Below are 25,700 nucleotides of genomic sequence, written 5' to 3'. Positions count from 1 at the left end.
CCGTTCCGGGCTGTTCACCGCGCCCCGTTCCGGGCCACGGACACCGCGGCGCGCTCGGCGATGCGGCTGCTGGAGCGGCCGTCGAGGTACGGCAGCAGCACCGCCTGCCCGCCCCAGCCCTCCACCAGCTCCGCCTCGGGCAGGTCGGCGAGCGCGTAGTCGCCTCCCTTGACCCACACGTCCGGGCGGAGCCGCTTCAGCAGCTCCTCGGGGGTGTCCTCGTCGAAGACCGCCACCGCGTCCACGCACTCCAGGGCGCGCAGCACCCGGACGCGGTCGGAGAGCGGGTTGATGGGACGGCCCGGACCCTTGCGGCGGCGCACCGAGGCGTCGGAGTTCAGGCAGACCACCAGGCAGTCGCCGGTGCGGCGAGCCGCCTGGAGCAGCCCGACGTGGCCCGCGTGCAGCAGGTCGAAGCAGCCGCCGGTGGCCACCACCGTGCCACCCGCCGCCCGCACCCGGGCCACGAGCCGCTCGGCGTCCTCGTCGGAGGCGGCCGAGGAGGGCCGGGGCGCGGCCCGGTCGGGGAAGGCCAGCGCGCCCGCGCCCCCGGCCGCCACGTAGCCGGTGGCGGCGGCCACCGCGCCCCGCACGGCGGTCTCCGGCAGCGCGCCGTCGGCCAGCAGGCCGGCCGCGCTGGCCGCGAACTGGTCGCCCGCCCCGCAGGAGTCGCCGCTGTGCCGCGCGGGAGCGGGCACCAGCAGCGGGTGGTCGCCGTAGGACAGCAGCGCTCCGCGGTCGCCGAGGGTGATGGCCACCGAGGCCGCGCCCCAGGCGTCCGCCAGCGCCCGGGCGTGGCGGGCGGCCGTGTGCAGGCTGTCCGGCTCGCCGGACGGCTTCGCCGGCCTCGCGGACTTCGCGGGCCTCGCCGGCCTCGCGCCCCCCGCCGTCCGGCCGTCCGGCTTTCCGGAGCCGCCGTCGTCCAGCCGTCCGGCGAACAGCCGGGCCTCCGCCGCCGTCGGGGTCACCAGACGGGTGCCCGGCACCGGTTCGCGGCCGCGCGGATGCGGGTCCCACACCAGGGGCACCCGGGCGGCCCGCTCCGCCAGCAGCCCGCGTACGGCGTCCGCGGTGCCCCGGCCGTAGTCGGAGACCAGCAGGGCCGGGGCCGAGGCGATCGCCTCGCGGACCTCCTCGGGCACGGCCCCGCGGGAGCCGGACGGGGCGCGGCCGTCGCCGCGGTCCATCCGGACCACCGGGCGGCCCCCGGCCAGCACCCTCGTCTTCTCCGACAGGGCTCCGTCCAGCGGCAGCGCGGCCACGGAGACCCAGGGGGAGAGCAGTTCGCGCAGCCGCTCGCTGGCCGGGTCGTCGCCCAGCGCGGTCACCAGGGTGACCGCGCGGCCGCCGAGCGCCGCCACATAGGCGGCCAGGGCGGCGCCGCCCGGGCGCAGCCGCTCCTCGCAGTCCTCCAGCACCGGCACCGGGGCGTCCGGGGCCAGGCGGTCCGCGCGGCCGACCAGGTCCCGGTCGAGCAGGGCGTCGCCGACCACCACCAGCGCGGTGGCGGCGGGCGCCGGCCCGGAGGCCGGACCGCGGGCCGGGCCGTACGGCGGATCGGGCGTCATGTCGGGCATCGGATCCGGCATCGCGTCAGGCATCGGAGTCATCGTTCGCGCTCCCCCCTCCCGGCAGGCGGTCCTCCAACACGTCCTCCAGCACGTCCTCCAGCGCGGCGTCGAAGGCGGCGCAGACCATGTGCACCGCCACCAGGTGGAGTTCCTGGACGGTCGCGGTGGAACCGGCGCGCACGCACAGCGACTCGTCGCTGCCGGCGGCCAGCGGGTTGGGCGCGGGACCGGTCAGCGCCCACACCGCCATGCCCGCCCCGCGTCCGGCCTCGGCGGCCGACAGCAGGTTGGCGCTGGCGCCGCTGGTCGACAGCAGCATCAGCACGTCGCCCTCGCGCCCGTGCGCCCGCACCTGCCGGGCGAACACCTCGTCCACGCCGTAGTCGTTGGCGATCGCGGTGGTGGAGGAGGTGTCGGCGTGCAGGGCGATGGCGGAGAAGGGCGGGCGGTCGTCGCGGTAGCGGCCCACCAGCTCGGCGGTCAGGTGCTGGGCCTGGGCGGCGCTGCCGCCGTTCCCGGCCACCAGCAGCCGTCCGCCGCCGGCCAGCACCCCCGCCAGGCGCTCGCCCCAGCGCTGGGCGGTGCCCGCCTGGTCGCGGAAGGCCACCAGCGCGTGCAGCAGTTCGTCGCAGTGGCCGGCGACCGGCCCCGGCTCCGGGGCCGGCCGGGTCCGGCGCACCCGCGTGCCGTTCCCGGCGGTCCCGGTCGTGCTCCTGGCGGTGCTCTCGGCGGTGCTCTTGAGGGTGCTCTTGGCGGTCTTGGGCGTCGTCATCGGATGGCCCCCGTGGGAACGCGGTGGCGCGCGACCACCTGGGCGTACACCTGCTCGGCGCCGTCGGCGACCCGCTCCCAGGAGAAGCGGGCCAGGACGCGCTCACGACCGGCCTCGCCGTAGCGGCGCAGCAGCTCCGGGGAGCCGGTCAGCTCGTTGACGGCGCGCGCGAGCGCGCCGGGGTCGCCGGGCGGCACCAGCCGCCCGGTGACCCGGTCGGCCACCGAGTCCAGATGGCCGCCGACGCCGGTGGCGACGACCGGCACCCCGCAGGCCATGGCCTCCAGCGGGACGATGCCGAACGGCTCGTAGCGCGGCGTGGACAGCACCAGGTCGGCGCCGCGGATCAGCTCGGGCATCCGCTCGTGCGGCACGGCGCCCAGCAGCCGCACCCGGTCCGCCACCCCGTGCTCCCCGGCCAGCCGGCGCAGCCGCGCGGCCTCCGGGTCGTCCGCCAGCAGCGCGGGCTCCGGGCCGCCGGCGACGACCAGTTCGGCGCCGGGGATCTCCGCGAGCGCCGCGATCGCCTGGTCGAAGCCCTTGCGCGGCACCAGACGGCCGATCGCCAGCAGCCGGTGCGGGCCGCGGCGGTCCGCGCGCCCGGCGGAGGCGGCGGGGCTGAACTCCTCGGTGTCCACGCCGCACGGCACCACTGACGTCCGCTCGGGCGGCACGCCCATGGCGGCCAGTTCGAACACCTCGTCCGCGCAGGTCGCCAGGACGCGGTCGCACTCGCGGCCGATCCGCCGCTCCACGTCGATCCGCTCCGGCGGGCTGGTGTCGTCCGCGCCCTGGTGGCGCCGCTTGACGGTGCCCAGCGCGTGGAAGGTCTGCACGACCGGGACGCCTCCCTCCCGCGCGCCGATCAGCGCGGCCGTGCCCGACATCCAGAAGTGCGCGTGCACCACGTCCGGCCGCCGCCCCGACCAGCGGCGCGCCAGATGGGCGCCGAAGGCGGGCATGTGCGGCGGCAGCTCGTCCTTGGGCACCGCGCGCGGCGGCCCGGCGGGCACGTGCTCGACGGTGACGCCCGGCCCGAACGGCACCCGGTCGGGCGGCTCGGGCGCGTCCCGGCGGGTGTAGACGGTGACGTGGTGACCGCGCCGCGCCAGCTCCCTCGACAGTTGCGCCACGTACACGTTCTGGCCCCCGGCGTCGGGGCCGCCGAGCGCGGCGAGCGGACTCGCGTGCTCGGACACCATGGCGATCCTCATCGGGCCACCTCCTTGATCAGCCGCTCCCAGTCGTCCAGGAAGCGCGGCAGCCCGTAGCGGGCCAGTGCGGCCGTACGCGCCTGCTCGCCGACGTGGCGCGCGTACGCCGGGTCGGCGAGGAAGCCGCGGACGGCGTCGGTCAGGACGTCGAGCCGGTTGGAGAGCACTCCGGCCCCCTCGGGCACGGCCGCGGACGCCTCGGTGGTGTCGAGGGCGACCACGGGCATGCCCAGGTGCATGGCCTCCAGCAGGGACAGGCCGAGCGAGGTCCAGCGGACCGGGTGCACGTACACCCGCCGCCGGGCCATGGCCCGGTGCAGCTCGCGCTGGGGCAGGTCGTGGGAACGGCAGCGGTCCTCCGGCAGGCCGAGCCGCCTGGCCAGCCCCTCCGTCCTCATGCCGAAGACGTCCAGCGGCGCGGCCCCGGCGAAGCGCGGCAGCAGGTCGGTGCCGGTGGTGCGGCCGCGGCGCAGCGGCTCGTTGACCACCACGGCCGCCCGCTCCAGATCGCCGGCGTACAGCGGTCCGGGATCGACGATGCCGTGCTCGATGACGGCGGTGGGGGAGGGCCCGCAGTCCCAGAACAGCCGGTTGAAGTGGGTGACGTGGACGATCGTCAGGCCCGGCCGTCCGGCCATCGGGTGCCGGGTGTCGGGCACGTTCCCGTCCGGCGCGTTGTGCTCCAGGTAGACGGCGGGCACGTCGCGGCCCGGCCGCCTGCCGCCCAGCCACTCCTCGGCCAGCTCCGGCTCGTGGGGGCGCTGGAGCACCACCAGGTCGACGTCCGCGTCCCGCAGCTCCTCCGGCGTCAGCTCCACCACGCTGTCCGGCCAGTCGAAGGTGGCGGCGCGGCCGAGCCCGTCGGGTCCCCGGCCGGGGGTGACGGGCACCAGATAGGTGTGCGGGCCCTGGACGAACGCGGTGGTCCAGGAGCCGTGCACGTGCCACAGCAGGATCCTCATGCGGCTCCCTCCCGGCCGCCCTCGGCGGCTGTTCCTCGCCCGCCGCCCTCGGCGGCGGCCTTCTCCACGGCCGTGACCACGTCCTCCGGGGTCACGCGGTCCAGACAGGGGTGCCCGGGGACCGGGCAGACGCGGGCCCTGGTCCCCGCGCACGGGGCCTGCTGGTCGCCCAGCAGCACCAGCGGCACGCGGAAGGGCGCCCAGCGCTCGGCGGGCACCACCGGCGAGAAGAGCGAGACCACCGGGGTGCCCACGGCGGCGGCCAGGTGGGCCGGACCGGTGTTCCCGGTGACCACGGCCGCCGCGCCCGCCAGCACCCCGGCCAGCTCCGCGGGCGAGGTGCGCCCGCCCAGGTCGAGCCCGTCGCGGCCGGCCACGTACGCGGTCAGCTCGCGCTCCTCGGGCACGCCGGTGACCACCACCCGGTGCCCGGCCCCGGCCAGGGCGGTGACGGCCTCGGCCGACAGCTCCGGGCTCCAGCGCCGCGCGGGCACGCTCGCCCCGGGGTGCAGGACGACGTAGCCCGGCGGGCCGGTCAGCTCCCCCACGGCGGGCGGCGGCAGCACCCGCAGCCGCCCGTCGTCGCCGGCGGGCAGGGGGAAGCCGGCCGCCTCCGCCAGCGCCAGGGCGGCCTCCGCCTCGTGCGCGTGCTCGTCGCGCCGGTGGCGCACGTCCAGCAGCGAGCCGGGGTAGTGCACGCTGTCGGCGGCGATCCGGGAGACGCCCGCCATCCGCAGCACCAGCGCGGTCGGCAGCGGGCTCTGGTGGGCCGAGGCCAGCACCAGGGCGGTGTCGCAGCGCCGCCCGGCGATCAGGGCGACGGCCCTCTCGACGTCGTCCCGCCCGGTGGGGGGCGGGTCGAAGCCCACCCAGGGGGCGTCCCAGACCAGGACCTCGTCCACACCGGGCAGCATCCGCCCGGCGGGCGCGCCGCGCGGGCCGCACAGCAGCGTCACGCGGTCGGCGCGCGCGGCCACGGCCCGTACCGCCGGTCCCGCCAGCAGTACGTCCCCGAAGCTGTCCAGACGTGCGACGAGCGCTCTCATGACGGCCTCCGGGCGGTGGTGGTACGGGCGGCGGTACGGACGGCGGCGCGCGCGGTCGCCGGGCCGGCGCCCGGCACGGACACCGGCGCGGGGCCGCGGTCCTCCGCCGCGGGGGCGGGGGGCCACGGCCCGTCCAGCGCGACGCGCACCGCCGTGAGCAGGTCGGGGGCGACCGCGGGCGCGCTCCGGACCTCCTCCGGCAGGGTCACGGGGGTGGGGACGAGGATGCCGCGGGCTCCGGCGGCGCGCGCCGCGCCCATGTCGGAGCCGATGTCCCCGATCACCACGCACTCGGCGGGGGCCGCGCCCAGCCGCCGGGCGGCGTCCAGCACCAGTCCGGGGGCGGGCTTGCGGCAGGCGCAGCCGTCGCCGGGGCCGTGCGGGCAGACGGCCCAGGCGTGGAAGGGGCCCAGGAGCTCGTCGATCCGGGCGTGCACCCGGCCCATGTCGTCCCAGCCGATCAGCCCGCGCGCGATGCCGGACTGGTTGGTCACCACCGCCGCCGGCACGCCGCGGGAGCGCAGCAGCGCCATCGCCTCGGCGGCGCCCGGCACCGGGCGCACCAGCGCCGGGTCGCCGTTGTAGGGGACGTCCTCCACGAGGGTCCCGTCCCGGTCGAGGAGTACCGCGCGCACCGCCGTCATGCGTCACCGCCCCGGCCGGAGTGGGGGGCGAGCCCCGTGTCCCAGGGGGTGGCGGCGCGGTGGCGCAGCGTCCCGGCCAGCCGGTGGTACACCGCCAGCGGCGGTATGAGCGCGCTGGTCGCCAGCATGGTCGTGACCTCCTCGCGGGTGCGGGGCCCCGGCGCGATCCGGGCCCAGGCGAACTCGGCCGTGCCCAGCAGCCATCCCGCCCCGGCCACGGCGGCGGCCCGCCGGCGGCCGGCCGCGGCCAGGACGAGCGCCCCCAGGCCCGCGGCGGTGACCGCCGCGTGGCGGCGGATGCGGCCCCGGGGGGCGGCGGCCCGCCGCCACCAGGCGGGGCCGTGCAGCCGCAGCATCAGCGCGTCGTCGGCGTTGCCGCGCTGCGCGCGCACCGACACCCAGCGGTCCGCCGGGCGCACCGGGTGGGACGTCAGACGGCCGCCGCGCCGGATGCGCCAGCCGTCGTCCAGCACCCGCAGCGCCAGATCGGCGTCCTCGCGGAAGGCGCGCGGGAACCGCTCGTCGAAGCCGCCGACGGCCTTGAGCGCCTCGGTGCGGTAGGCCATGTCGGCGGTCGCCCACTGGGCGCGGGCCAGCCCGGCGGTGTTGCGCTCCCAGTCGGTCGCCCGCCGCCCGGTGGGCAGCGGCACGTCCAGGACGCCCTGCACCCCGGCGACGGTGGGGTCGGCCCCGGCCAGGTCGCGGGCCAGGGCCTCGCGCCAGCGGGCGCCGACCCGTACGTCGTCGTCGAGGAAGGCCACCCAGGGGGCGGTGACCATCTGCCAGCCGATGTTGCGGGCGCCGGCCGGGCCCCGGCCGCCGGTCTGCACCACGGTGGCGCGTTCGCGCAGCGGACCCAGCGCGTCCAGCGGGAGGTCCTCGCGGAGCGGTTCGGGCTGCGGCCGGTCGTCCACGACCACGATCTCGCGCGGCTCGGGGCCCACCGACTCGCCCAGCGCCGCCAGGCAGTCGGCCAGGCAGGGGCGCCCGACCGTGGGTATCACCACGGAGTAGTCGGCGGCCGCCCGGTGGGGGGCGCTCATGCGAAGAACCTTCCGCGGCGCACCGCGAACGGGCCGATGGCCAGCAGGTCCACCGGGGAGGAGCCGAAGCACTCCAGCGCGTCGCGCGGGGAGTCCACCATCGGCCGCCCGGCGGTGTTGAGGCTGGTGTTGACCACCACCGGCAGCCCGGTGCGGCGCTCGAAGGCGTCCAGCATCCGCGCCACCAGCGGCTCGCCCTCGGGGTTCACCGTCTGGATGCGGGCGGTGCCGTCGACGTGCACTACCGCGGGGATGCGGCTGCGCCACTCGCGGGCCACGTCGTGCACGAACAGCATGTACGGGCTGGGCACGGGCCCGTCGAAGATCTCCGCGGCGCGCCGCTCGGCGACCATGGGCGCCACCGGGCGGAACTCCTCGCGCCCCTTGACCCGGTTGAGCCGGTCCAGGTTCTCCGCCCGGCCCGGGTGGGCCAGCAGCGAGCGGTGGCCCAGGGCGCGCGGGCCGTACTCGCTGCGGCCCTGGAACCAGGCCACGATGCCGTCGGCGGCGAGGGCCTCGGCGACCTCCTCGGCGATGTCGGCGGGCCGCTCGTAGGGGACGGCCGCCTCCTTCAGGAAGTCCTCGATCTCCCCGTCCGACCAGCCGCGGCCGAGGTCCGCGCCGGGCATCGGCAGCGGGGACTCGTCGTGCGCGGCGGCCAGGTGCAGGGCCGCGCCCAGCGCGGTGCCCGCGTCGCCGGCCGCGGGCTGCACCCACACCCGCTCGAAGGGGCCCTGGGCGGCGAGGCGGGAGTTGGCCACGCAGTTGAGGGCGACGCCGCCGGCCAGGGTCAGCTCCCGGCCGCCGCCCTCGGCGTGCAGCCAGCTCGCCAGGTCCAGCAGCGTCTCCTCCAGCACGGCCTGGGCGCTGGCGGCCAGGTCGGCGTGGTCCTGGTTCCACTCGGCGCCCGGTGCGCGCGGTGGGGCGAGCGCGGCCCACTCCACGCCGTGGGCGGCGAAGCCGCCCCTGCCGTCGCTGTGCACCCACTGCCGCAGCTGGGGCAGGAAGCGCGGCTTGCCGTACGAGGCCAGCGCCATGACCTTGTACTCGTCGCTGGAGCGCAGGAAGCCCAGGTGCTCGGTCAGCTCCTCGTAGACCAGGCCGAGGGAGTGGGGCAGCTGCTGCGCGGCCAGCACCTCCAGCCGGTCGCCGTGGTAGCGGCCGGACAGGTGGGAGGCGGACTCGCCGCGCCCGTCGAGGACCAGCACCGCGGTGTCGCGGTGCGGCCCGGCGATCCCGGCGGACGCGGCGTGCGCCATGTGGTGGGGCACGAAGCGGACGATGGACGGGTCCAGGCCCGGCAGTGCCTCGGCCAGGAAGGACGGGGCGCGGCGGGCGTACTCCTGGCGCAGGTGGTCCCAGGGGTCGTTCAGGCCCAGCGACTCGGCGGGGGCCGCCAGGGCGGGGTCGAAGGAGTAGGCGACCGCGTCCAGGTCGGCGGGGGTGAGGCCGGCCTGCTCCAGGCACCAGGCCGCGGAACGCTCGGGCATCTCCCACGCGGAGAAGGGCACCGGCCGCTTGCCGTGCTTGCGGCGGCTGAACCGCTCCTCCTCCGCCGCCGCGACCGTGCGGCCGTCGATCACGAGTGCCGCCGCCGGGTCGTGGAAGACGGCGTTGATGCCGAGGATGCGCATGAAGGGTGCCTCCGTGGTGTGGGTCCCGGTGGCATCCAGGTGCCCCTGGTGATGCCGTGGCGTCCGTGGTTACCGTCGGCAGTGGAGTCAAACGCCCGAGGTCGACTCTGTACGGGGGAAGTGACTCCATCGGGTGACGGAACGGGGGCCGCGGCGCCCGGCCCCCGGGCGTACGCGGCGGGGCCGGGCAGGGGCCGGGCGGTGCTCGGGGGCGGAGGCCGGACAGGGGCCGGGCAGGGGCCGGGTAGAGGTCGGGCAGGGAGCCGGGCGGTGATCAGGCGGTGATCAGGCGGCGTTCCCGCGGGCGAACCACTCGATGGTCCGCTCCAGCCCCTCCTGCCACTCCACGCGCGGCGCCCAGCCCAGCCTCTCCCTGGCCAGGGCGGTGTCCGGGCAGCGCCGGGCGGGGTCGTCGCCGGGGCGCTCGACGAAGGTGATCGGCGAGGCCGAGCCGGTGAGCTTGACGATCCGCCGGGCGATGTCGAGGACGGTGGTCTCCTCCTCGCCGCCGATGTTGACCGGCCCCGGCAGGTCGCTCCCCGCGAGTGCCACGATGCCCGCCACGGTGTCGTCGACGTAGCACAGCGAACGGGTCTGGCTGCCGTCCCCGGCCACCGTCAGCGGCTCGCCCGCCAGGGCCTGCCGGATGAAGGTCGGCACCGCGCGGCCGTCCCCGGCGCGCATCCGGGGCCCGTAGGAGTTGAAGATCCGCACGATCGCGGTGTCCGTGCCGCGCGCCTGCCGGTGGGCGGTGACCAGCGCCTCGGCGTACCGCTTGGCCTCGTCGTAGACGCTGCGCGGGCCGACGGGGTTGACGTGCCCCCAGTAGTCCTCGCGCTGCGGGTGCTCCTTCGGGTCGCCGTAGACCTCGGAGGTGGAGGCCAGCACCATCCGCGCGCCGTCGCGCGCGGCCAGTTCCAGGGCGTTGCGGGTGCCGCTGCTGCCCGTCTCCAGGGTCTCCAGCGGCAGCCGCAGGTAGTCCGCGGGCGAGGCGGGGCAGGCCAGGTGGAACACCAGGTCGAAGGGGCCGCCGGGCAGGTCCGCCAGGGCGTCCGGGGCGCACGCGTCGCGCCGGACGAAGGCGAAGCCGTCCCGGTCGAGCAGATGGGCGAGGTTGCCCTCGGCGCCCGAGAGCAGGTTGTCCACGGCCGTCACCGCGAGGCCGTCGTCCAGCAGCCGCTCGCACAGGTGCGAGCCCACGAACCCGGCGCCGCCGGTCACCACGGCCCGCCGCCGGTCACGTTCACCCGTCATCGACAACCTCTTCTCTCTTTTGTTCGCTGATGCTGGTGTAAGGGGGCGGTCGGCTGCGCACTCGGAGACCATGAGCGAAACGCATCCGGATCCGGACCCCAGGCGGTCACCCGGCCTCGAGCCCGGCGGTGAGGTGCCGCCGGGAGAGACGCCGCCCGGCGAGAGCAGCACCCCCGCGGGCGCCCCGGACCAGAACGCCAACACCCCGAGCGGCTGGGGACCGGTGCCGCTGACCCTGCTGCTGGTCCTGGCGGTCCTGGTCGCCGGGTTCTTCATCGCCTACGCAGTGGCGCTGTGACGCCGAGTCCCCGGATGGCAGCGCGGAAAACACCCAGAACGCTGCTCACGGGCTGGTTCACCTTCCTGCACGGCGAGGTCACGGCCGGCGACGTCCTGGCGCTGGAACGCGTCCGGGAGGTCCTGGGCCGCTCGGGCATCCCCCACGACACCGCCTGGAGTCCCGGCTTCCGGCCGGACGCACTGCGCCTGGAGGACGCGGACCCGGCCCGGTACACCCATGTGGTCTTCGTCTGCGGACCGCTGCACGGGCCCCAGGTCGCGCGGCTCCACGAGCGCTACGCGGACTGCGTGCGCGTCGCCGTGGGCGTGTCGGTCATCGACCCGGGCGACCCCGCCGTGCGCGGCTTCCACCACGTGCTGCCGCGCGACGCCGACGGGGTGCGGCCCACCGCCGACCTGGCCGCCGCCGCGCCCGGCCGGCCCGTCACCCCGGTGGCCGGCGTGGTCCTCACCCACGGGCAGGGGGAGTACGGAGGGCGCCGCCGCCACGAGGAGGTCGCCGAACGGGTGACCGGGTGGCTGGCGCGGACCGACTGCGCGCGGGTGGAGCTGGACACCCGGCTGGCCCCGGGCGACTGGCGGCTGTGCCGGACCCCGGCCCAGCTCCAGTCCGTCCTCGCCCGGCTCGACGTCGTGGTCACCGACCGGCTGCACGGCCTGGTGCTCGCCCTGCGCGCCGGGGTCCCGGCCCTGGCCGTCGACCCGGTGGAGGGCGGCGCGAAGGTCACCGCCCAGGCGCGCGTGCACCGGTGGCCCGCCCTGGTGCCGGCCGAGCGGCTCACGGAGGGGGAGCTGGACCGCTGGTGGCGCTGGTGCCTGCTCGCGGGCCGGGCGGCGGCCCGGCGCCGGCAGCGCGCCTTCCGGTCCGGTTCCGGCGGCGCGCCGGCGGAGGACCTGGTGGAGATCCTGCGGCCGGCCCCGGAGCCCGCGCGGCGGGGCGTAGGGCCATCCTGAGCCCGTGCGGTGGGTCCCGTGCGGCGCGCGACCGAGGGCGCCCGAGGCGGACGGGCCGGCCCGGTCAGGGCCGCCCGCCCACCCCGGTGGCGATCTCGTGCAGGCGCCCGCCGTCCGAGACGGGCGACAGGGGCGCGGTGGGCGCGCCCGCGACCTCGCGCATCCCGCGCATCAGCTCCCGCAGCGCCTCCCGCGACGACCGCCGCGGCTCCCAGCCCAGCTCCCGCTCGGCCCGGCCGCGGTCCATCACCGGCAGCCGCAGGAACGCGTCCAGCAGTTCCGGCGGGGAGGGCACCAGCCGCAGCCGCCACGCGGCGCCCACCGCCGCCCGCACCGGTCCCAGCGGCAGCCGCACCACGCGGGCGCCGAGCAGATCGGCCAGCACGGAGGCGTCCACCACCGGATCGGCGGTCAGGTTGAAGGCGCCGTGCACCGGTTCGACGACCGCGAGCCGGTACGCCTCGGCGGCGTCGTCGGTGTGCAGCGCCTGGAACCGCAGCCCCGGCAGGTCCGGTACGACGGGCACCACACCGGGCCGGACCAGCCGCTGCGGCAGGAACGGGCCCGCGAACAGCCTCCGCTGCTCGCTCGCGGACTCCCGCTTGAAGAGGAAGCCGGGCCGCATCCGCACCACCCTCACCTCGGGGTGGTCGTGCTCGAAGCCGTCCAGCAGCCGCTCCACGTACGCCTTCTCCCGGCAGTACGCGGCGTCCGGCCGGCCGCCGTGGGTCGGCCACGACTCGTCCACCGCGCGGTGCGCGGGACCGGGGGAGTAGGCGCCCACCGAGGACGCGTACACCAGCGCCGGAACCTCGGCCGCCGCCACCGCGCGCAGCACCCGGGCGGTGCCCAGCACATTGGTGCGCCAGGTGACCAGCGGGGCGTGCGTGGGCTGCATCAGCCAGGCGAGGTGGACCACGGCGTCGACGCCCCGGAACAGGTCGGTCAGCCGCTCCTCGGCGGCCCGCCCGGCCGGGTCCTCGCCGCCGCTCCCCTCCCCGTCCGAGCCGGCCGGACCGCCCGTGCCGCCGGCCCCGACGTCCACGCTCGCCCACTCGGTCTTCGGCGGTGTCCACGGCGGGACGCGGCGGGCCATGCCGAGCACCGAGGCGACGTGCGGGTCGCCGCCCAGCGCCCGTACCACCGAGGTGCCCACGTTGCCGGTCGCGCCCAGGACGACCACGCGCAGTCCACCCCCCGTGCCCCCGGCGGGCGCGCCGCTCACCGCCCCTCCCGGCGGATGGCGTCCCGGGCGCGGTCCACCACGGCGGCGAACGGGCCCACCGCCGTGTTCTCCGCCCCCGACTCCACCCCCGGGTGCGGCCGCGTGGGCGCCACCGCCTCCGCGGCCCGGACGGCCCGGGCCATCGCCCTGCGCCGCTCGGGGTCGCTCTCGGCCTCCAGCCGCGGGAACTCGTGCCGCTCCTCGGCGCGGGCGTGCTGCTCGACCTCCTCGCGCAGCGCCGCGAACTCCCGCAGGAAGTCCGCCTGGCCGGGGCCCGCGCAGTCCATCCGCTCCAGCCGCAGCAGCGCCTCCTTGGCCCGCCGCTCCTCCTCCAGGCGCAGGCCGACGATCTCCTCGCCGTCCTCGACGGCTCCGCGCGCGTAGGGGTGGACGACCTCCTCCTCGGCGGTCTCGTGCACGGCCAGCAGCCGTACCAGCCGCCGGAACGCCTCGCGGCGGTCGTCGCCCGCGGTGGTCTCCACGGCGTCGAGCAGGTCCCGGATCTCGTCGTGCTGCCGCATCAGGAGGGCCACCACGTCCTCCTCGGCCACGGCGCCGGGCGATGCGTCCCGTTCACCCATCTCGCTCTCCTCACACGTGCTGCGGCGTCGCGCCCCCCGGTCCCGCGCGGTGGGCGGGCGCAGCGCGGGGTACCCGCGCGGCCGGTGGGGAAACGGTTCTCCGCACGTCCCGGAAGCCCGAAACCACCGCACAAGGGGTGTTTCCACCGGCATCCGGCGGGTACTGCGCGACGTGCGGAAGGAGGGAGGAATTCGGCATGCTGGTCAGCCTCCTGGCGTTATCACTCTGTCTGCTGGGCTATCCGACGGCCGCTCTGGTGACCGCCCGCGTGGCGTACGGCATCGAGCGGACCCGCGTCATCGAACTGGAGCACGACTGGCACGCCGACGAGGACCCGGTCGAACGCTTCCGGCAGCAGGGCCGGTCGGCCACCGCGCTGACGGCGTTCCTGTACGGCATGGCCTGGCCGGTCGTCGTGCCGGCGTACTTCTTCTACCGCTGCGCCGCCCTGGTGATCATGGAGAGGCCCCCGCTCGCCCCGTGCGAACGCGCCGCCCGTGCCGAGCGGCTCGACGCGCGCATCCGTGAGCTGGAGGATTCGCTGGGGCTGCGCGGCCGTGCACTGGACGAGAACGGACCGAGGCCATGAACTGCTACGAGTGCCTGTCCCGGGACCGCGCCACCACCGCCGTCGCGGTGTGCTCGCGCTGCCACGTGGGCCTGTGCCCCGAACACCTGCGGATCGAGTCGCGGCTGGTCACCGAGCCGCGGGGGATGGGCCAGGTCACCCAGGGGCCGGAGGCCCGCCGCGGGCTGTGCGAGGTGTGCGCGCGGGCCGCGGGCGTCCCGGCGCCCCGGGAGGAACCGGCCGCCCTCCGACGGCCGCCGGGACCGCCACGGCCGCTACAGCCACCACGACCACCGCAGCCACCACAGCCGCCGCGATCACCGCGGCCTCCGGCGCGACCGCGCCGCAGCCGGGCGTACGAACGCCTGATATGCGTTCATTTACCTACGCTCTGTTAGCTTATGCGTGGTCCATCCAGGAGTGCCCGTGCTGGTTCTGATCGCCGCCCACGCCGCCGTGGCCGCCGTCCTCCCCGCCCTCGCGCCGCGCGCCGGCCGGGCCGTGTGGTGGATCGCCGCGCTGGTGCCGCTGGCCGTACTGGCCTGGGCCGCGGCGCTCGCCCCCGCCGTCCTGGACGGCGACACGCCCGTCGAGCGCTTCGCATGGGCCCCCTCGCTGGGCCTGGAGGTCGTCCTGCGGCTGGACGCGCTCTCGCTGCTGATGGTGTGCGTCGTCAGCGGCGTCGGAGCGGCCGTCCTCGTCTACGGCGCCCGCTACACCTCCGAGGGGCACGGCCGCGAGTCCGCGCTGCTGCTCGTCTTCGCCGGGGTCATGCTCGGCCTGGTCACCGCCGACAACCTGCTGGTCCTGTACGTCTTCTGGGAACTGACCACCGTCGTGTCGTTCCTGCTCATCGCGGGCCGCGGGAAGAGCCGGGAGCACCGCGAGGCGGCCCAGCAGGCGCTGGTCGTCACCACCGGCGGCGGCCTGGCGATGCTGCTCGGCTTCGTGATGCTGGGCGAGGCGGCCGGCACCTACCGGGTCTCGGAGCTGGTCGCCGACCCGCCGAGCGGGGGGTACGCACCCGCCGCGCTGGTGCTCGTCCTGGTCGGCGTCTTCACCAAGTCGGCGCAGGTGCCCCTGCACGGCTGGCTGCCCGCCGCGATGATCGCCCCGACCACGGTGAGCGCCTACCTGCACGCCGCCGCCATGGTCAAGGCCGGCGTCTACCTCACGGCCCGGCTGGCCCCCGGCTTCGCGGACGCCGCCCCCTGGCGGCCCCTCGTCCTGACCGTCGGCCTGGTCTCGCTGGTCGTCGGCGCCTGGCGGGCGCTGTGGGAGAGCGACCTCAAGCGGGTCCTGGCGTACGGCACCATCAGCGAACTGGGCCTGCTCATCGCGCTGTTCGGCTACGGCACCCGCAACGCCGCGCTCGCCGGCGAGGCGATGCTGCTGGCCCACGCCACCTTCAAGGCGTCGCTGTTCCTGATCACCGGCCTGGTGGAGCACCACACCGGCACCCGCGACATCGGCCGGCTGTCCGGTCTGGGCCGCCGCAGAAAGGTCCTGCTGGTGCTGGCCGTGCTCGCCGCCGCCTCCATGGCCGGGCTGCCCCCGCTGGCGGGCTACCTGGGCCACGAGGCGTACCTCGACGCCTTCTGGGCCGCGGCCCGGCACGGCACGGGAACGGGCGAGGAGTGGATCCTGACCGCCCTCGTGGCCGGCTCGGCGCTGACGGTCACCTACTCCGCCCGGTTCGTGTGGGGCGCCTTCGGCGACAGGCCCGGCGCCGAGCCGACCGCGCAGAAGGACCCCGGCGACCAGGCGCTCGGCATGGCGGGGCCCGTCACCGTCCTGGTGGCCGCCACCCTGGCGCTGGGCGTGGGGTACCCGGGCACCGAGGCCCTCACCGAGCCCTACGCCGACCTGTTGCCGCCGCGGGGGGAGGAGCCGTACCACCTCGCGCTCTGGCACGGGCTCACCCCGGCCCTCGCGCTCTCCGCCGCCGCGCTGGCCGTCGGTCTCCTGCTGCACCGCCTGCGCCCCGTCCTGGCCGCCGTCCGCGACCGGTCGCCCCGCGCCCCCGACGCGCAGGAGGGCTACCGGCGGCTCAACCGGGGCCTGGACCGGGCCGCGCTGGGGTTCACCCGGCACACCCAGGTCGGCTCCCTCCCGGTCTACCTCACCGTGCTGCTGGCCACCGTGCTGGTGGTGCCCGGCACGGCCCTGCTGCTGCGGGACGCCCCGCTGCCGGCCCCGCCGCTGTGGGCCTCGGCCCTCCAGGTGCCGCTGGGCGTGGTGGTGCTGACCGCGGCGGCCGTCCTGGCGCGCGTACGGCGCCGGCTGTCGGCGGCCCTGCTGGCCGGGGCGGTCGGCTACGGGGTCGCGGGGTTCTTCCTGGTGCAGGGGGCGCCGGACCTGGCGCTGGCCCAGATCCTGGTCGAGACGCTGACGCTGGTCATCATCGTGCTGGTGCTGCGCGGGCTCCCGGCCCACTTCGGCCCCCAGCGCGCGCGGCCCCGCACGCGCCGGCTGCGCCTGGCGCTGTCCGCGGCCGGCGGCGTGCTCGTCGGGCTGCTGGCCATGGCCGCCTCCGCGGCCCGCCGGGACCCGGCGGTGTCCGCCTACTACACCGACCACGTCGAGGAGGCCGGCTCCCACAACGTCGTCAACGCGATCATCGTGGACTTCCGCGCCATGGACACCCTCGGCGAGATCGCCGTGCTGCTGGTGACGGCCGTCGGCGTGGGCGCCCTGATCCTGCTCCCGGCGGGCCGGCGCGGGGCCGCGGGCACCATCCGGTCCCGGCCCCCGTCCGCGGACCGGCACCCGGTCACCGCCCGCTGGGGCGTACCGCAGGACCGGTGGCTGCCGGAGGCGTCGGCGATGCCCGCCCACGACCGCTCGATCCTGCTGGAGGTCGTCACCCGGCTGCTGTTCCCGTCGATCCTGGTGCTCTCGGTCTACCTGCTCTACTCCGGCCACCTGCGGCCCGGCGGCGGCTTCGCCGGGGGACTGGTGGCCGGGCAGGCCTTCACACTGCGCTACCTGGTGGGCGGCCGGATCGACATCGCGTTCGCCGGACGGGTGGACCCCCGCGTCGTCGCGGGCGCGGGGCTGGCCCTGGCGGCGACCGCGGGGCTGGCGCCCGTCGCCTTCGGCGGCGAGCCGCTGGCCACCGCGCTGCCGAGCGGGACGCTGCCGGTGTTCGGCCACGTGGAGCTGACCACCAGCGTGTTCTTCGACACGGGGGTCTACCTGCTGGTCGTCGGGGTGTGCCTGAAGCTGCTGGCGGCCGTGGGGCCCGCCCAGGTGCCCGTCGAGGAGGCCCCGTGGCAGCCCGACAACGAACCCGGGCAGCCCGAACGGCCCGCACCGTCCGACGCCCCCGGGAGCCGCGACCGATGACGACACTCGACCTGACGTCGGCCGTGGTGGTGGGCGGGCTGTTCGCCGTCGGCTTCCACCTGCTGCTGCAACGCTCCCTGATGCGCCTGCTGTTCGGCTTCCTCGTGCTCGGGCACAGCACCAACCTGCTGATCCTGCTGGCCGCGGGGCCGCCGGGCGAACCACCGGTCACCGGGCACGGACGGGACACCGCCTCGTTCGCCGACCCCCTGCCGCAGGCCATGGCCCTGACCGCGATCGTCATCACCTTCGGCATCAGCGTCCTGCTGCTCGCCCTGGTCTACCGGAGCTGGCTGCTGCTCGGCCACGACGAGGTCCGCGACGACGTGGAGGACCGCAGGCTGGGCGAGAGCGAGCACCCCAGGCGCCCCGGTGACGCGGAGGCGGCCGGGAGCGCGGTGGACACGCCGGGACCCGGACCGGAGAAGGGGGAGGAACGGTGACCGACTGGCTGCTGATCGCGCCCGTCCTGCTGCCCGTACTGGTGGCGGGTCTCTCCCTGGCCGTGTGGCGCAGCCCCGGCGCGCAGCGGCTGCTGGGCACCGGCGGGCTGCTGGTGGCACTGGTGGACGCCGTGGTCCTGCTGGTGCTCAGCGACCGGCGCGGTCCGCTGGTGCTCGACGTCGGGGGCTGGCCGGCCCCGGCGGGCGTCGCCCTGGTGGCCGACCGGCTCTCGGCACTGCTGCTGACGGTCGCGCTGGCGGTGGCGCTGGCGGTGCTGGTCTTCGCCATCGGGCAGGGCACGGCCGAGGGCGGCGACCCGGTCCACGCGCCCTTCCACCCCGCCTACCTCCTGCTGGCGGCCGGGGTCTCCCTGGCCTTCCTGGCCGGAGACCTGTTCAACCTGTTCGTCGCCTTCGAGCTGATGCTCGCCGCCTCCTACGTGCTGATCAACCTGAACGCCGACGAGGGCCGCATCCGGGCCGGGATGACGTACACCATCACCAGCCTGCTGTCGTCGCTGCTCTTCCTCACCGCCATCGGAGTGGTCTACGCGGCCACCGGCACGGTCAACCTGGCCGACCTCGGCGAGAGGATCCCCGGCCTCCCCGAGGGGCTGCGGACCGTCTTCAGCCTGCTGCTGCTGATCGTGTTCGGCATCAAGGCGGCCGTGGTGCCGCTGCACTTCTGGCTGCCGGACAGCTATCCCACCGCCCCGGCCCCCATCACCGCCGTACTGGCCGCGCTGCTGACCAAGGTCGGCCTGTACGCGATGGTCCGCACCCAGACCCTGCTCTTCCCGCGCACCGAGCCGTGGACGCCGCTGCTGGTCGCGGCGGGGGTCACCCTGCTGGTGGGCGCCCTGGGCGCCATCGCCCAGCAGGACCTCAACCGGCTGCTGTCCTTCGTGCTGGTCAGCCACATCGGCTACATGCTCTTCGGCCTGTCCCTGTACTCCGTCACGGGACTGACCGGAACCGTTCTGTACGCCATGCACCACATCGCCGTCCAGGCCGCGCTGTTCCTGATCGCCGGCCTGGTGGCCGGCTGGAGCGGCACCGCGTCCCTGAACAGACTGGCCCGCGCGACCCCGCCGCCGGGCGTCCTGGCGGCGCTGTTCCTGGTGTCGGGACTGAGCCTGGCCGGGATCCCGCCGCTGTCCGGCTTCGTCGGCAAGCTCGTCCTGCTCCAGGCCGGGGTGGAACGGGGCGGCGCGGCCGTCCTCGCCCTGCTGGCCGCGGCGCTGCTCACCAGCCTGCTGACCCTGTACGTGATGGCCAAGGTGTGGCGCGCGGCGTTCGCCACCGGCTCCGGGAGCCCGTCCCCGGCGCGGCTCCGCGGCGGCGGGGCGCGGCTGATGCTCGGCGCCACCGTCGGCACCGTGCTGATCGGCGTGGCGGTGGCGCTGGGCGCCGGGCCGGTGGCCCGGGTCAGCGAACGCGCCGCGGCGGACCTGCTGGAGCGCGACGCGTATCTGGAGGCCGTGCTCGGACGGCACGCCGAACTCCCCGGGGGTGTCCACGAGGCGGAGGACGCCCGGGACACCCGGGACACCGAGGACACCCGGGACCCCCAGGACACCGAGGAACGGGAGCACCGATGACCCCGACGGACGACACCGCCACCGGTGCCCCGGCCCCGCCCGGGAACCGGTGGCGGGGACGCTGGCCGGTGGCGGCCTGGCTGTGGCTGCTGTGGATCGGGCTGTGGGGCTCGGTGAGCCCCGTCGTGCTGGTCTGCGGCGCGGCCGTGGCGGTGCTGGTGGTCCTCCTCTTCCCGCTGCCGCCGATCAGCCACCGGGCGTCGATCCACCCCGCGGCACTGGCCGCCATGGCCGCGCACGTCCTGGTGGACCTGGTCCGCTCGGCCGTCGTGGTGGCCCGGGAGGCGGTGCTGCGCGGGCCGCGGGCGAGGGCGGCGGTGCTGGAGGTGCAACTGGAGGCGGACACCGACCTGCTGATCACCGCCACCTCCCACCTGGTCACGCTGACGCCGGGCACGATGGTGCTCGAGATCGACCGGGAGCGGCGCAGGCTGTACGTCCACGCGCTGCCCGTGCACGACCCGTCGCAGGTCCTGGCGCGGCGCGCGGAGACCGCCGGGGACGAACGCCGCGTGGTGCGGGCCCTGGGCACCGCCGAGGCGCGCGAGCGCCTGTCGCGGAGGGACGGGCGGGCGGAGGGGGGACGGCGGTGAACGCGGTCGCGGTCGTCGCGCTGGCCCTGCTCTCGGCCGCGGCGGTGATGGTGGTGGTCAGGCTGGTGCGCGGTCCGCGCTCCCTGGACCGGATCGTGGCGGTGGAGGTCCTGGTGACGCTGCTGGTCGCCGGGGTGTGCGTGGCCATCGCCGTGTGGGAGTACACCACGTTCGTGCCCGTGCTGATCGTGCTGGCGCTGCTGGGCTTCATCGGCGCGATGACGGCGGCGCGGCTCATCGAGGAGCGGGAGGAACTGCGGTGAGCGGGGTACCGGAGGCGGCGCTGTCCGGCGCCTCGGCCGTGCTGCTGCTGACCGGCGCCCTCTTCTGCCTGCTGGGGGCGCTGGGGCTGCTGCGCTTCCCGGACACCGCCACCCGGCTCCACGCCTCCTCCAAGGCCCAGACCCTGGGCGTGCTGCTGTCCCTGCTGGGCGCGGCCCTGCGGGTGCCGCTGCCCTATGCCGGGCTGCTGCTGCTCATCGCCCTCTTCCAGCTGTTCACCGCGCCCGTCACCGGGCAGGTCGTCGGCCGGGTCGCCTACCGCACCGGCGCGGTGGACCGGAACACCCTGGTGGTGGACGAGCTGGCCGGACGGATCGCGCCCCCGGACCCGGAGGTCGCCGCGGAGCCGAACGACATCGGGAGGACGGAGGACGTCCGGGGCGGGGGCGCGGAGGGGCCGGAGGGCGGGGCCGGGGACGGCCGGGGCCGCGAGCCCTGACGCGGGTCCGACACGCGTCTGACGCGGGTCTGGCAGGGATCTGACACCCGTCTGACAGGGGTCTGACACCTGTCCGACACGGCCCCGGCCCCGGCCCCGGCCCCCGCGCCCCTCCCTACCGGCGGGAGGGGCGCAGCACCATCGCCGAGCCCCCGCCGCGCCGCTCCGGCTCGGCGACGGCCCGTACCCGCCCGTCGCCGAGGACCTCCAGCGCGGCGACCGCGCCGATCTCCGGCGACGGGGTGAACGCCGGCGGCGGAGGCGTGAACCGGTGGCCCAGCCGCTCCAGCGGCGCCCGCTCCGGAGCGGACTCCAGGAACGCCGGCTCCGCCAGCGTCGCCGCGGTGTTGCGCTGCGACAGCCGCGGCGCGGCGACCGCCTCGGGCAGCGTCATGCCCAGGTCGAGCCGGTTCACCAGGGTCTGGAGCACGGTGGTGATGATGGTGGAGCCGCCCGGCGAGCCCAGCGCGAGCAGCGGACGGCCGTCCTCCAGCACGATCGTCGGCGACATGCTGCTGCGCGGCCGCTTGCCCGGACCGGGCAGGTTGGGACCGGCCACCTCCTCCGACAGGGGGGTGAAGTCGAAGTCCGTCAGCTCGTTGTTGAGCAGGAAGCCCCGGCCGGGCACGGTGATCGCCGAGCCGCCGGTCTGCTCGATGGTGAGCGTGTACGACACCACGTTGCCCCAGCGGTCCGCGGTGACCAGGTGCGTGGTGGACGGGCCCTCGTGCCCCTCGTCGCCGCCCCGGCCCGCGGCGCAGTCCCACGAGTCCGGGTCACGCGGATCGGCGGGCGCCAGCGGGCTGGTCAGGGCCCTGCCCGGGTCGATCAGGCAGGCGCGTTCCTTGGCGAAGCGCTCCGACAGCAGCTCCTCGGTGGGCACGTCGGAGAACGCCGGGTCGCCCACCCAGCGGTTGCGGTCGGCGTAGGCGATGCGGCTCGCCTCCAGGTAGTGGTGGAGCGCCTGGGCGCGGTCCATCCCGGCCAGGTCGAAGCCCTCCAGGATGTTCAGCGCCTCACCGGCGGTGGTGCCCCCGGAGGAGGACGGGGCCATGGAGTACACCTCCACGCCCCGGTAGTCCACCTTCGTCGGCCGCTGGTGCAGCACGCGGTACCGCGCGAGGTCGCCGGGGGTCATCAGGCCCGGCCGCACCCTGCGGTCGGCGTCCGGCGCCACGGGCGGCCTGCGGACGGTGTCGGCGATCTCGCGCCCGAGCCGCCCCCCGTAGAGGGCGTCCGTGCCCTCGCGGGCCAGCAGCCGGTAGGTGGCGGCGAGTCCGGGGTTGCGGAACCGCGAGCCCATCTCCGGCAGCTCGCCGCCGGGCAGGAACAGCTCGGCGGTGGAGGTGAAGTCGCGGAAGCGGTCCTCGTTCTGCGCCGTCTGCGCGCGGAACTCCTCGTCGACGGTGAAGCCGCGCTCGGCGAGGCGGACGGCGGGCCGCAGCGCCTTCGCCAGGGAGACGGTGCCCCAGCGGTCCAGGGCCTCCTCCCAGGTCGCGGGTGTGCCGGGAACGCCCACCGACAGGCCGGAGTTGACCGCCTCGTCGAAGGGGATCGGCTCGCCGGTGGCCGGGTCGAGGAAGGAGTCCGGCCGCATGGCGGCCGGCGCGGTCTCCCGGCCGTCGACGGTGTGGACGCGGCCGGTGCGCGCGTCGTAGTGGACGAGGTAGCCGCCGCCGCCGACGCCCGCGGAGTAGGGCTCGACGACACCGAGCGCCGCCGCGGTGGCCACGGCGGCGTCCACCGCGTTGCCCCCCGCGCGCAGCACCTCCAGACCGGCGCGGGACGCGTACGGGTCGACGCTCGCCACCGCGCCCCCGTGACCGGTCGCCACGGGCCGCTTCGCGGGCGGCTCGCGGCCGGTGTCGGCGGCGGGCGCCGCGGCGGCGGGCGGCGACAGCAGGGGCATCAGCAGCGCCAGCACCAGCGACGGGAGCAGCGCCGCGGCGGGGGCGCCGGTGCGGCGGCGGGGGGAGCGGGTGGGACGGGGGTGTCGGACGGGCATGGAGCCTCCGTGGTCTCCCGGGGACGCTCAGACCCCGGAAACCCTGTCAGCAGGCGGGAGTCCACGGCAACAGGGGCGCGCCGACCGGGTGCGGCTGAGGTGCGGCGGCGGCATGGCGGCGAGCACCGGAGGGTACCCGGGCCCGACCCGACTCCGATCCCCGATCTCATTCCCGACTCCGACCCCGATCCCCGACAAGGAGGTGCACCCGCATGCGGATCCCCGGCCGGTCGCGCACCGGTACCGAACCCGTGACGGCCCGCAGCCCGCTCGGCCTGCGGTTGCTGTTGTCCGTCCTCTACACCCCGGTCTTCCTGGCCGGGACGGTGTTCTTCGCCCTCTGGGCGGCGGACTCGGGACCGGGCGACAGCCCCAGCGCGGACTCGCTGCGCACCGTCGCCTGGATCTGCGCCGTGCTGACCGCGGTGGGGCTGATCGACCTGTTCGTCGTCCTGATGCGCCGCAGGCGCGAGCGCGAGGGGGCCGGGGGAGGGCGGCGCGGGCCGTGAGGGTCCGGTCTTCCGGCCCGCGCCGCCCCGTCGGGGGAGGGGCCGGGGCCCCTACGGCCGCAGGACGACCTTCACCGCTCCGTCGGCCTTCTTCTGGAACATCTCGTACGCCTCCGGGGCCTTCTCCAGCGGCACGTGGTGGGTGGCGAAGTCGTCCACGCCCAGCACGTCCTCGTCCGTCAGCAGCGGCATGATCTCCGGGATCCAGCGCCGGACGTTGGCCTGGCCCATGCGGAGCTGGATCTGCTTGTCGAACAGGGTCATCATCGGCAGCGGGTCGGTCATCCCGCCGTAGACGCCGATGATCGAGACGGTGCCGCCGCGCCGCACCGCGTCGATGGCGAGCTGGAGGGCGGCCAGCCGGTCCACGCCCGCCGTGGTCATCAGCTTCTCGGCGATCTTCTTCGGCAGCAGCCCGGTCGACTTCTGCGCGATCCCGGCGACCGCGCTGCCGTGGGCCTCCATGCCCACCGCGTCGATCACCGCGTCGGCGCCGCGCCCGCCGGTGCGGTCGCGGATGACGTCGGCGACGTCGTCGTGCTCGGTGAGGTCCAGCACGTCCACGCCGCGCGCCCGGGCCCGCTCCAGCCGCTCGGGCACCAGGTCGACCCCGATGACCTTCCCCACGCCCAGGTGCAGGGCGACCCGGCAGCACATGTCGCCGATGGGGCCCAGCCCCAGCACGGCCAGCGTGCCGCCCTTGGGGGCGTCCGCGTACGCCACGGCCTGCCAGGCCGTCGGCAGCACGTCCGACAGGTAGAGGAAGCGGTCGTCCGGCAGCCCCTCGGGCACCTTGATCGGCCCGTAGTGCGCCTGCGGCACCCGCAGGTACTGGGCCTGGCCGCCGGGCACCCGGCCGTAGAGCTTGGTGTAGCCGAAGAGCGAGCCGCCGGTGCCGGAGTGGCGGTTCTGGGTGGTCTCGCACTGGGTCTGGAGGTCCTGCGAGCACATGAAGCAGGTGCCGCAGGCGATCTGGAACGGCATCACCACCCGGTCGCCGGGGGAGAGGTTCGGCACCTCGGGACCGACCTCCTCCACGATGCCCATCGGCTCGTGCCCGAGGATGTCGCCCTCCGTCATGAACGGGGTGAGCACGTCGTACAGGTGCAGGTCCGAGCCGCACAGTCCGGACGACGTGATCCGCACCACCGCGTCCGTCGGCTCGCGCACCACCGGGTCGGGGACCTCGTCCACCCGTACGTCGCGCCGACCGTGCCAGACCACTGCCTTCATGGATGTCCACCTCCTGTAGGGAACCGCCCGGGTACCCCCGGACGGGCCGGCTAGTCGGCGCCCCGCGGCGGCGGGAAGGACGTTAGGGGAGCGGCAAACGAGGTATTCGGTGTTCATGTTGCTGCTCAGGCCCCCCGGGGTGTACGCGCCGCAGGACGACACCTGGCTGCTGAGGCAGGCGCTGCACGACACCGCGCTCGCCCCCGGCGCCCGCGTCCTGGACCTCTGCACGGGCACCGGAGTGCTCGCCATGACCGCCCTGCGGATGGGAGCGGCCGAGGCGGTGGCGCTGGACGCCTCGCCACGGGCCGTGCTCGCCGCCCGCTGCAACGCGTGGCTGCACCGGCTGCCGCTGACGGTGCGGCGCGGCGACCTCGCCGACGCGGCGGCCGAGGCGGAGCACGGCCGCCCCTTCGACGTGGTCCTCACCAATCCGCCGTACGTGCCCTCCCCACGGCGCGAACTGCCCCGGAAGGGCGCGGCGATGTGCTGGGACGGCGGGCCGGACGGCCGCGCGGTGCTGGACCGGCTGTGCGCCTGCGCGCCCTCGCTGCTGGCGCCGGGCGGCACCCTGCTGATGGTCCACTCCGCGCTGTGCGGCACCGAGACGACGCTGGGCCTGCTGCGCGAGGAGGGGCTGAAGTCCTCCGTGGTGGCCCGCACCATCATCCCGTTCGGCCCGGTGCTGCGCGAGCGCGCCGCCTGGCTGGAGGAGCGCGGCCTGATCGCCCCGGGGCAGCGCACCGAGGAACTGGTGGTGATCCGTGCCGACCGGCCCTGAACCCGCCGAGGGGCGGAGCGCCCGGCGGGTGGTGATCGACCCCGAGGGGCCGGTGCTGGTGGAGGGCCCGGTGGAGGTCGACCTCCCCGACGGCCGTACCGCCCGCTCGGACCGCTTCACGGTGGCCCTGTGCACCTGCCGCCGCAGCCACCGCTTCCCGTGGTGCGACACCAGCCACCGCCGCAAGGAGCGCCGTCCCCGGCCCGGGACGGAGGCGGACGCGGACGGCGGGACGGAGCGGGACTGACGGAGCGCCCGGACGCCGCCCGCCCGGCGGCGGGGCGGAACCGGCGGACGGCCCGGAGGGGCGGGAACGCGCGGGGACGCCGCTCCGCCGGGGACCGGTCCCGCGGGCCCTCCGTCTTCCGGGACTTTCTCAGGGCCTCCTCAGGGCCTCCTCAGAGCTTCCTCAGGGCTCTCTGAGGGCCTCCTCGGGCCCGGCGGTCGCGCGGCGGCCCGGGCGGCCGTACCCGCGCCGGGGTGGAGGGCCATCCGGCGATCCCGGCGGGACGCCTCGCGCGGCAGCGGCCGGTCACGGGCTCACGGGCGCGCACCGGCCGTCGGCGCCGGTCAGCCCGGCGCCTCCCGCCCGCCGTACGCAGACCGCCGTACGCAGACCGCCGCGTCCGTGCCCGAGCCGCGCCCGTACCCAAGGGGCCGCGGACGCCTGGAGGCCCCTGCGGCACCGCCGCAGGGG

26 protein-coding genes are annotated in these 25,700 nt (G+C 76.4%); 13 read left to right on the top strand and 13 right to left on the bottom strand.

The window, feature by feature from the left end:
* Positions 1 to 14: 14 nt before the first annotated feature.
* The 9 genes from rfaE2 to QC029_RS03190 form a co-directional block, all read right to left on the bottom strand.
* Positions 15 to 1,601, bottom strand: a complete 1,587-nt coding sequence (gene rfaE2, locus QC029_RS03230) for a D-glycero-beta-D-manno-heptose 1-phosphate adenylyltransferase (protein ID WP_279553793.1) — start codon at positions 1,599 to 1,601, stop codon at positions 15 to 17.
* Positions 1,594 to 2,343 (bottom strand): SIS domain-containing protein, encoded by a 750-nt coding sequence (locus tag QC029_RS03225; RefSeq protein ID WP_279553791.1) that lies wholly within the window; start codon positions 2,341 to 2,343, stop codon positions 1,594 to 1,596. Before QC029_RS03225 ends, rfaE2 begins: the two co-directional genes overlap by 8 nt.
* The gene (locus QC029_RS03220) at positions 2,340 to 3,557 is read right to left on the bottom strand and encodes a glycosyltransferase (protein ID WP_279553790.1); all 1,218 of its coding nucleotides are present in this window, start codon (positions 3,555 to 3,557) and stop codon (positions 2,340 to 2,342) included. The genes QC029_RS03225 and QC029_RS03220 overlap by 4 nt, the downstream gene beginning before the upstream one ends.
* Entirely contained in the window at positions 3,554 to 4,519 is a 966-nt protein-coding gene (locus tag QC029_RS03215; protein WP_279553789.1) for a glycosyltransferase, read from the bottom strand. The genes QC029_RS03220 and QC029_RS03215 overlap by 4 nt, the downstream gene beginning before the upstream one ends.
* Complete coding sequence (locus QC029_RS03210; protein ID WP_279553788.1) at positions 4,516 to 5,565, bottom strand: glycosyltransferase family 9 protein; 1,050 nt, start codon at positions 5,563 to 5,565, stop codon at positions 4,516 to 4,518. Before QC029_RS03210 ends, QC029_RS03215 begins: the two co-directional genes overlap by 4 nt.
* Positions 5,562 to 6,209, bottom strand: coding sequence for an HAD family hydrolase (locus tag QC029_RS03205; RefSeq protein WP_279553787.1), 648 nt, complete (start codon positions 6,207 to 6,209; stop codon positions 5,562 to 5,564). Before QC029_RS03205 ends, QC029_RS03210 begins: the two co-directional genes overlap by 4 nt.
* Positions 6,206 to 7,252: a glycosyltransferase family 2 protein gene (locus QC029_RS03200; protein WP_279553786.1), complete on the bottom strand. Its 1,047-nt coding sequence runs from the start codon at positions 7,250 to 7,252 to the stop codon at positions 6,206 to 6,208. Before QC029_RS03200 ends, QC029_RS03205 begins: the two co-directional genes overlap by 4 nt.
* Complete coding sequence (locus tag QC029_RS03195) at positions 7,249 to 8,886, bottom strand: carbamoyltransferase C-terminal domain-containing protein (protein ID WP_279553785.1); 1,638 nt, start codon at positions 8,884 to 8,886, stop codon at positions 7,249 to 7,251. Before QC029_RS03195 ends, QC029_RS03200 begins: the two co-directional genes overlap by 4 nt.
* Positions 8,887 to 9,171: 285 nt before the next feature.
* The gene (locus QC029_RS03190) at positions 9,172 to 10,140 is read right to left on the bottom strand and encodes an NAD-dependent epimerase/dehydratase family protein (protein ID WP_279553784.1); all 969 of its coding nucleotides are present in this window, start codon (positions 10,138 to 10,140) and stop codon (positions 9,172 to 9,174) included.
* Between the two features lie 70 nt (positions 10,141 to 10,210).
* On the opposite strand from QC029_RS03190, the gene QC029_RS03185 reads away from it, so the two are divergent.
* Together QC029_RS03185 and QC029_RS03180 are read left to right on the top strand one after the other, a co-directional pair.
* Positions 10,211 to 10,438, top strand: coding sequence for a DUF6480 family protein (locus QC029_RS03185; protein ID WP_279553782.1), 228 nt, complete (start codon positions 10,211 to 10,213; stop codon positions 10,436 to 10,438).
* A gap of 14 nt (positions 10,439 to 10,452) precedes the next feature.
* A complete protein-coding gene (locus tag QC029_RS03180) occupies positions 10,453 to 11,394 on the top strand; it encodes a polysaccharide pyruvyl transferase family protein (protein WP_279553780.1) in 942 nt (313 codons plus the stop codon).
* Between the two features lie 64 nt (positions 11,395 to 11,458).
* Here the strand turns inward: QC029_RS03180 and QC029_RS03175 are convergent, their stop codons facing one another.
* Positions 11,459 to 12,619, bottom strand: a complete 1,161-nt coding sequence (locus QC029_RS03175) for an NAD-dependent epimerase/dehydratase family protein (protein ID WP_279553779.1) — start codon at positions 12,617 to 12,619, stop codon at positions 11,459 to 11,461.
* Positions 12,616 to 13,200, bottom strand: coding sequence for a hemerythrin domain-containing protein (locus QC029_RS03170; RefSeq protein WP_279553778.1), 585 nt, complete (start codon positions 13,198 to 13,200; stop codon positions 12,616 to 12,618). The genes QC029_RS03175 and QC029_RS03170 overlap by 4 nt, the downstream gene beginning before the upstream one ends.
* 197 nt (positions 13,201 to 13,397) lie before the next feature.
* On the opposite strand from QC029_RS03170, the gene QC029_RS03165 reads away from it, so the two are divergent.
* The 8 genes from QC029_RS03165 to mnhG are packed head-to-tail and all read left to right on the top strand — an operon-like array spanning position 13,398 to position 20,475.
* Positions 13,398 to 13,790 carry a hypothetical protein gene (locus QC029_RS03165; protein ID WP_279553776.1) on the top strand — a complete coding sequence of 131 codons (393 nt, stop codon included), beginning with the start codon at positions 13,398 to 13,400 and terminating at the stop codon, positions 13,788 to 13,790.
* The gene (locus QC029_RS03160) at positions 13,787 to 14,167 is read left to right on the top strand and encodes a DUF2180 family protein (protein WP_279553774.1); all 381 of its coding nucleotides are present in this window, start codon (positions 13,787 to 13,789) and stop codon (positions 14,165 to 14,167) included. Before QC029_RS03165 ends, QC029_RS03160 begins: the two co-directional genes overlap by 4 nt.
* 28 nt (positions 14,168 to 14,195) lie before the next feature.
* Positions 14,196 to 17,117 carry a Na+/H+ antiporter subunit A gene (locus QC029_RS03155; RefSeq protein WP_279553772.1) on the top strand — a complete coding sequence of 974 codons (2,922 nt, stop codon included), beginning with the start codon at positions 14,196 to 14,198 and terminating at the stop codon, positions 17,115 to 17,117.
* Complete coding sequence (locus QC029_RS03150; RefSeq protein ID WP_279553771.1) at positions 17,114 to 17,560, top strand: Na(+)/H(+) antiporter subunit C; 447 nt, start codon at positions 17,114 to 17,116, stop codon at positions 17,558 to 17,560. Before QC029_RS03155 ends, QC029_RS03150 begins: the two co-directional genes overlap by 4 nt.
* Positions 17,557 to 19,161, top strand: coding sequence for a Na+/H+ antiporter subunit D (locus QC029_RS03145; RefSeq protein WP_279553770.1), 1,605 nt, complete (start codon positions 17,557 to 17,559; stop codon positions 19,159 to 19,161). Before QC029_RS03150 ends, QC029_RS03145 begins: the two co-directional genes overlap by 4 nt.
* Positions 19,158 to 19,754, top strand: a complete 597-nt coding sequence (locus QC029_RS03140) for a Na+/H+ antiporter subunit E (RefSeq protein WP_279553769.1) — start codon at positions 19,158 to 19,160, stop codon at positions 19,752 to 19,754. The genes QC029_RS03145 and QC029_RS03140 overlap by 4 nt, the downstream gene beginning before the upstream one ends.
* Complete coding sequence (locus QC029_RS03135; RefSeq protein WP_279553768.1) at positions 19,751 to 20,017, top strand: monovalent cation/H+ antiporter complex subunit F; 267 nt, start codon at positions 19,751 to 19,753, stop codon at positions 20,015 to 20,017. Before QC029_RS03140 ends, QC029_RS03135 begins: the two co-directional genes overlap by 4 nt.
* Positions 20,014 to 20,475, top strand: a complete 462-nt coding sequence (mnhG, locus tag QC029_RS03130; protein ID WP_279553766.1) for a monovalent cation/H(+) antiporter subunit G — start codon at positions 20,014 to 20,016, stop codon at positions 20,473 to 20,475. The genes QC029_RS03135 and mnhG overlap by 4 nt, the downstream gene beginning before the upstream one ends.
* A gap of 115 nt (positions 20,476 to 20,590) precedes the next feature.
* Here the strand turns inward: mnhG and ggt are convergent, their stop codons facing one another.
* On the bottom strand, positions 20,591 to 22,384 hold the full coding sequence (gene ggt, locus QC029_RS03125; RefSeq protein ID WP_279553956.1) for a gamma-glutamyltransferase: 1,794 nt from the start codon (positions 22,382 to 22,384) through the stop codon (positions 20,591 to 20,593).
* A gap of 308 nt (positions 22,385 to 22,692) precedes the next feature.
* On the opposite strand from ggt, the gene QC029_RS03120 reads away from it, so the two are divergent.
* Positions 22,693 to 22,989 (top strand): DUF6343 family protein, encoded by a 297-nt coding sequence (locus QC029_RS03120; protein ID WP_279553765.1) that lies wholly within the window; start codon positions 22,693 to 22,695, stop codon positions 22,987 to 22,989.
* Positions 22,990 to 23,040: 51 nt separating this feature from the next.
* Here the strand turns inward: QC029_RS03120 and QC029_RS03115 are convergent, their stop codons facing one another.
* Positions 23,041 to 24,222, bottom strand: coding sequence for a zinc-dependent alcohol dehydrogenase (locus QC029_RS03115; RefSeq protein WP_279553763.1), 1,182 nt, complete (start codon positions 24,220 to 24,222; stop codon positions 23,041 to 23,043).
* A gap of 115 nt (positions 24,223 to 24,337) precedes the next feature.
* Here QC029_RS03115 and QC029_RS03110 point away from each other — a divergent pair, with 115 nt between their 5' ends.
* Both QC029_RS03110 and QC029_RS03105 read left to right on the top strand, forming a co-directional pair.
* Positions 24,338 to 25,003 carry a HemK2/MTQ2 family protein methyltransferase gene (locus QC029_RS03110; RefSeq protein ID WP_279553762.1) on the top strand — a complete coding sequence of 222 codons (666 nt, stop codon included), beginning with the start codon at positions 24,338 to 24,340 and terminating at the stop codon, positions 25,001 to 25,003.
* Entirely contained in the window at positions 24,987 to 25,250 is a 264-nt protein-coding gene (locus QC029_RS03105) for a CDGSH iron-sulfur domain-containing protein (RefSeq protein ID WP_279553761.1), read from the top strand. The genes QC029_RS03110 and QC029_RS03105 overlap by 17 nt, the downstream gene beginning before the upstream one ends.
* Positions 25,251 to 25,700: the final 450 nt, after the last annotated feature.

Source organism: Streptomyces sp. DH37, assembly GCF_029813835.1.
In the GTDB taxonomy this organism is placed as follows: domain Bacteria; phylum Actinomycetota; class Actinomycetes; order Streptomycetales; family Streptomycetaceae; genus Streptomyces.
The sequence above is the reverse complement of the archived record's forward strand: the minus strand, read 5'-3'. Positions and strand labels throughout refer to the sequence as shown.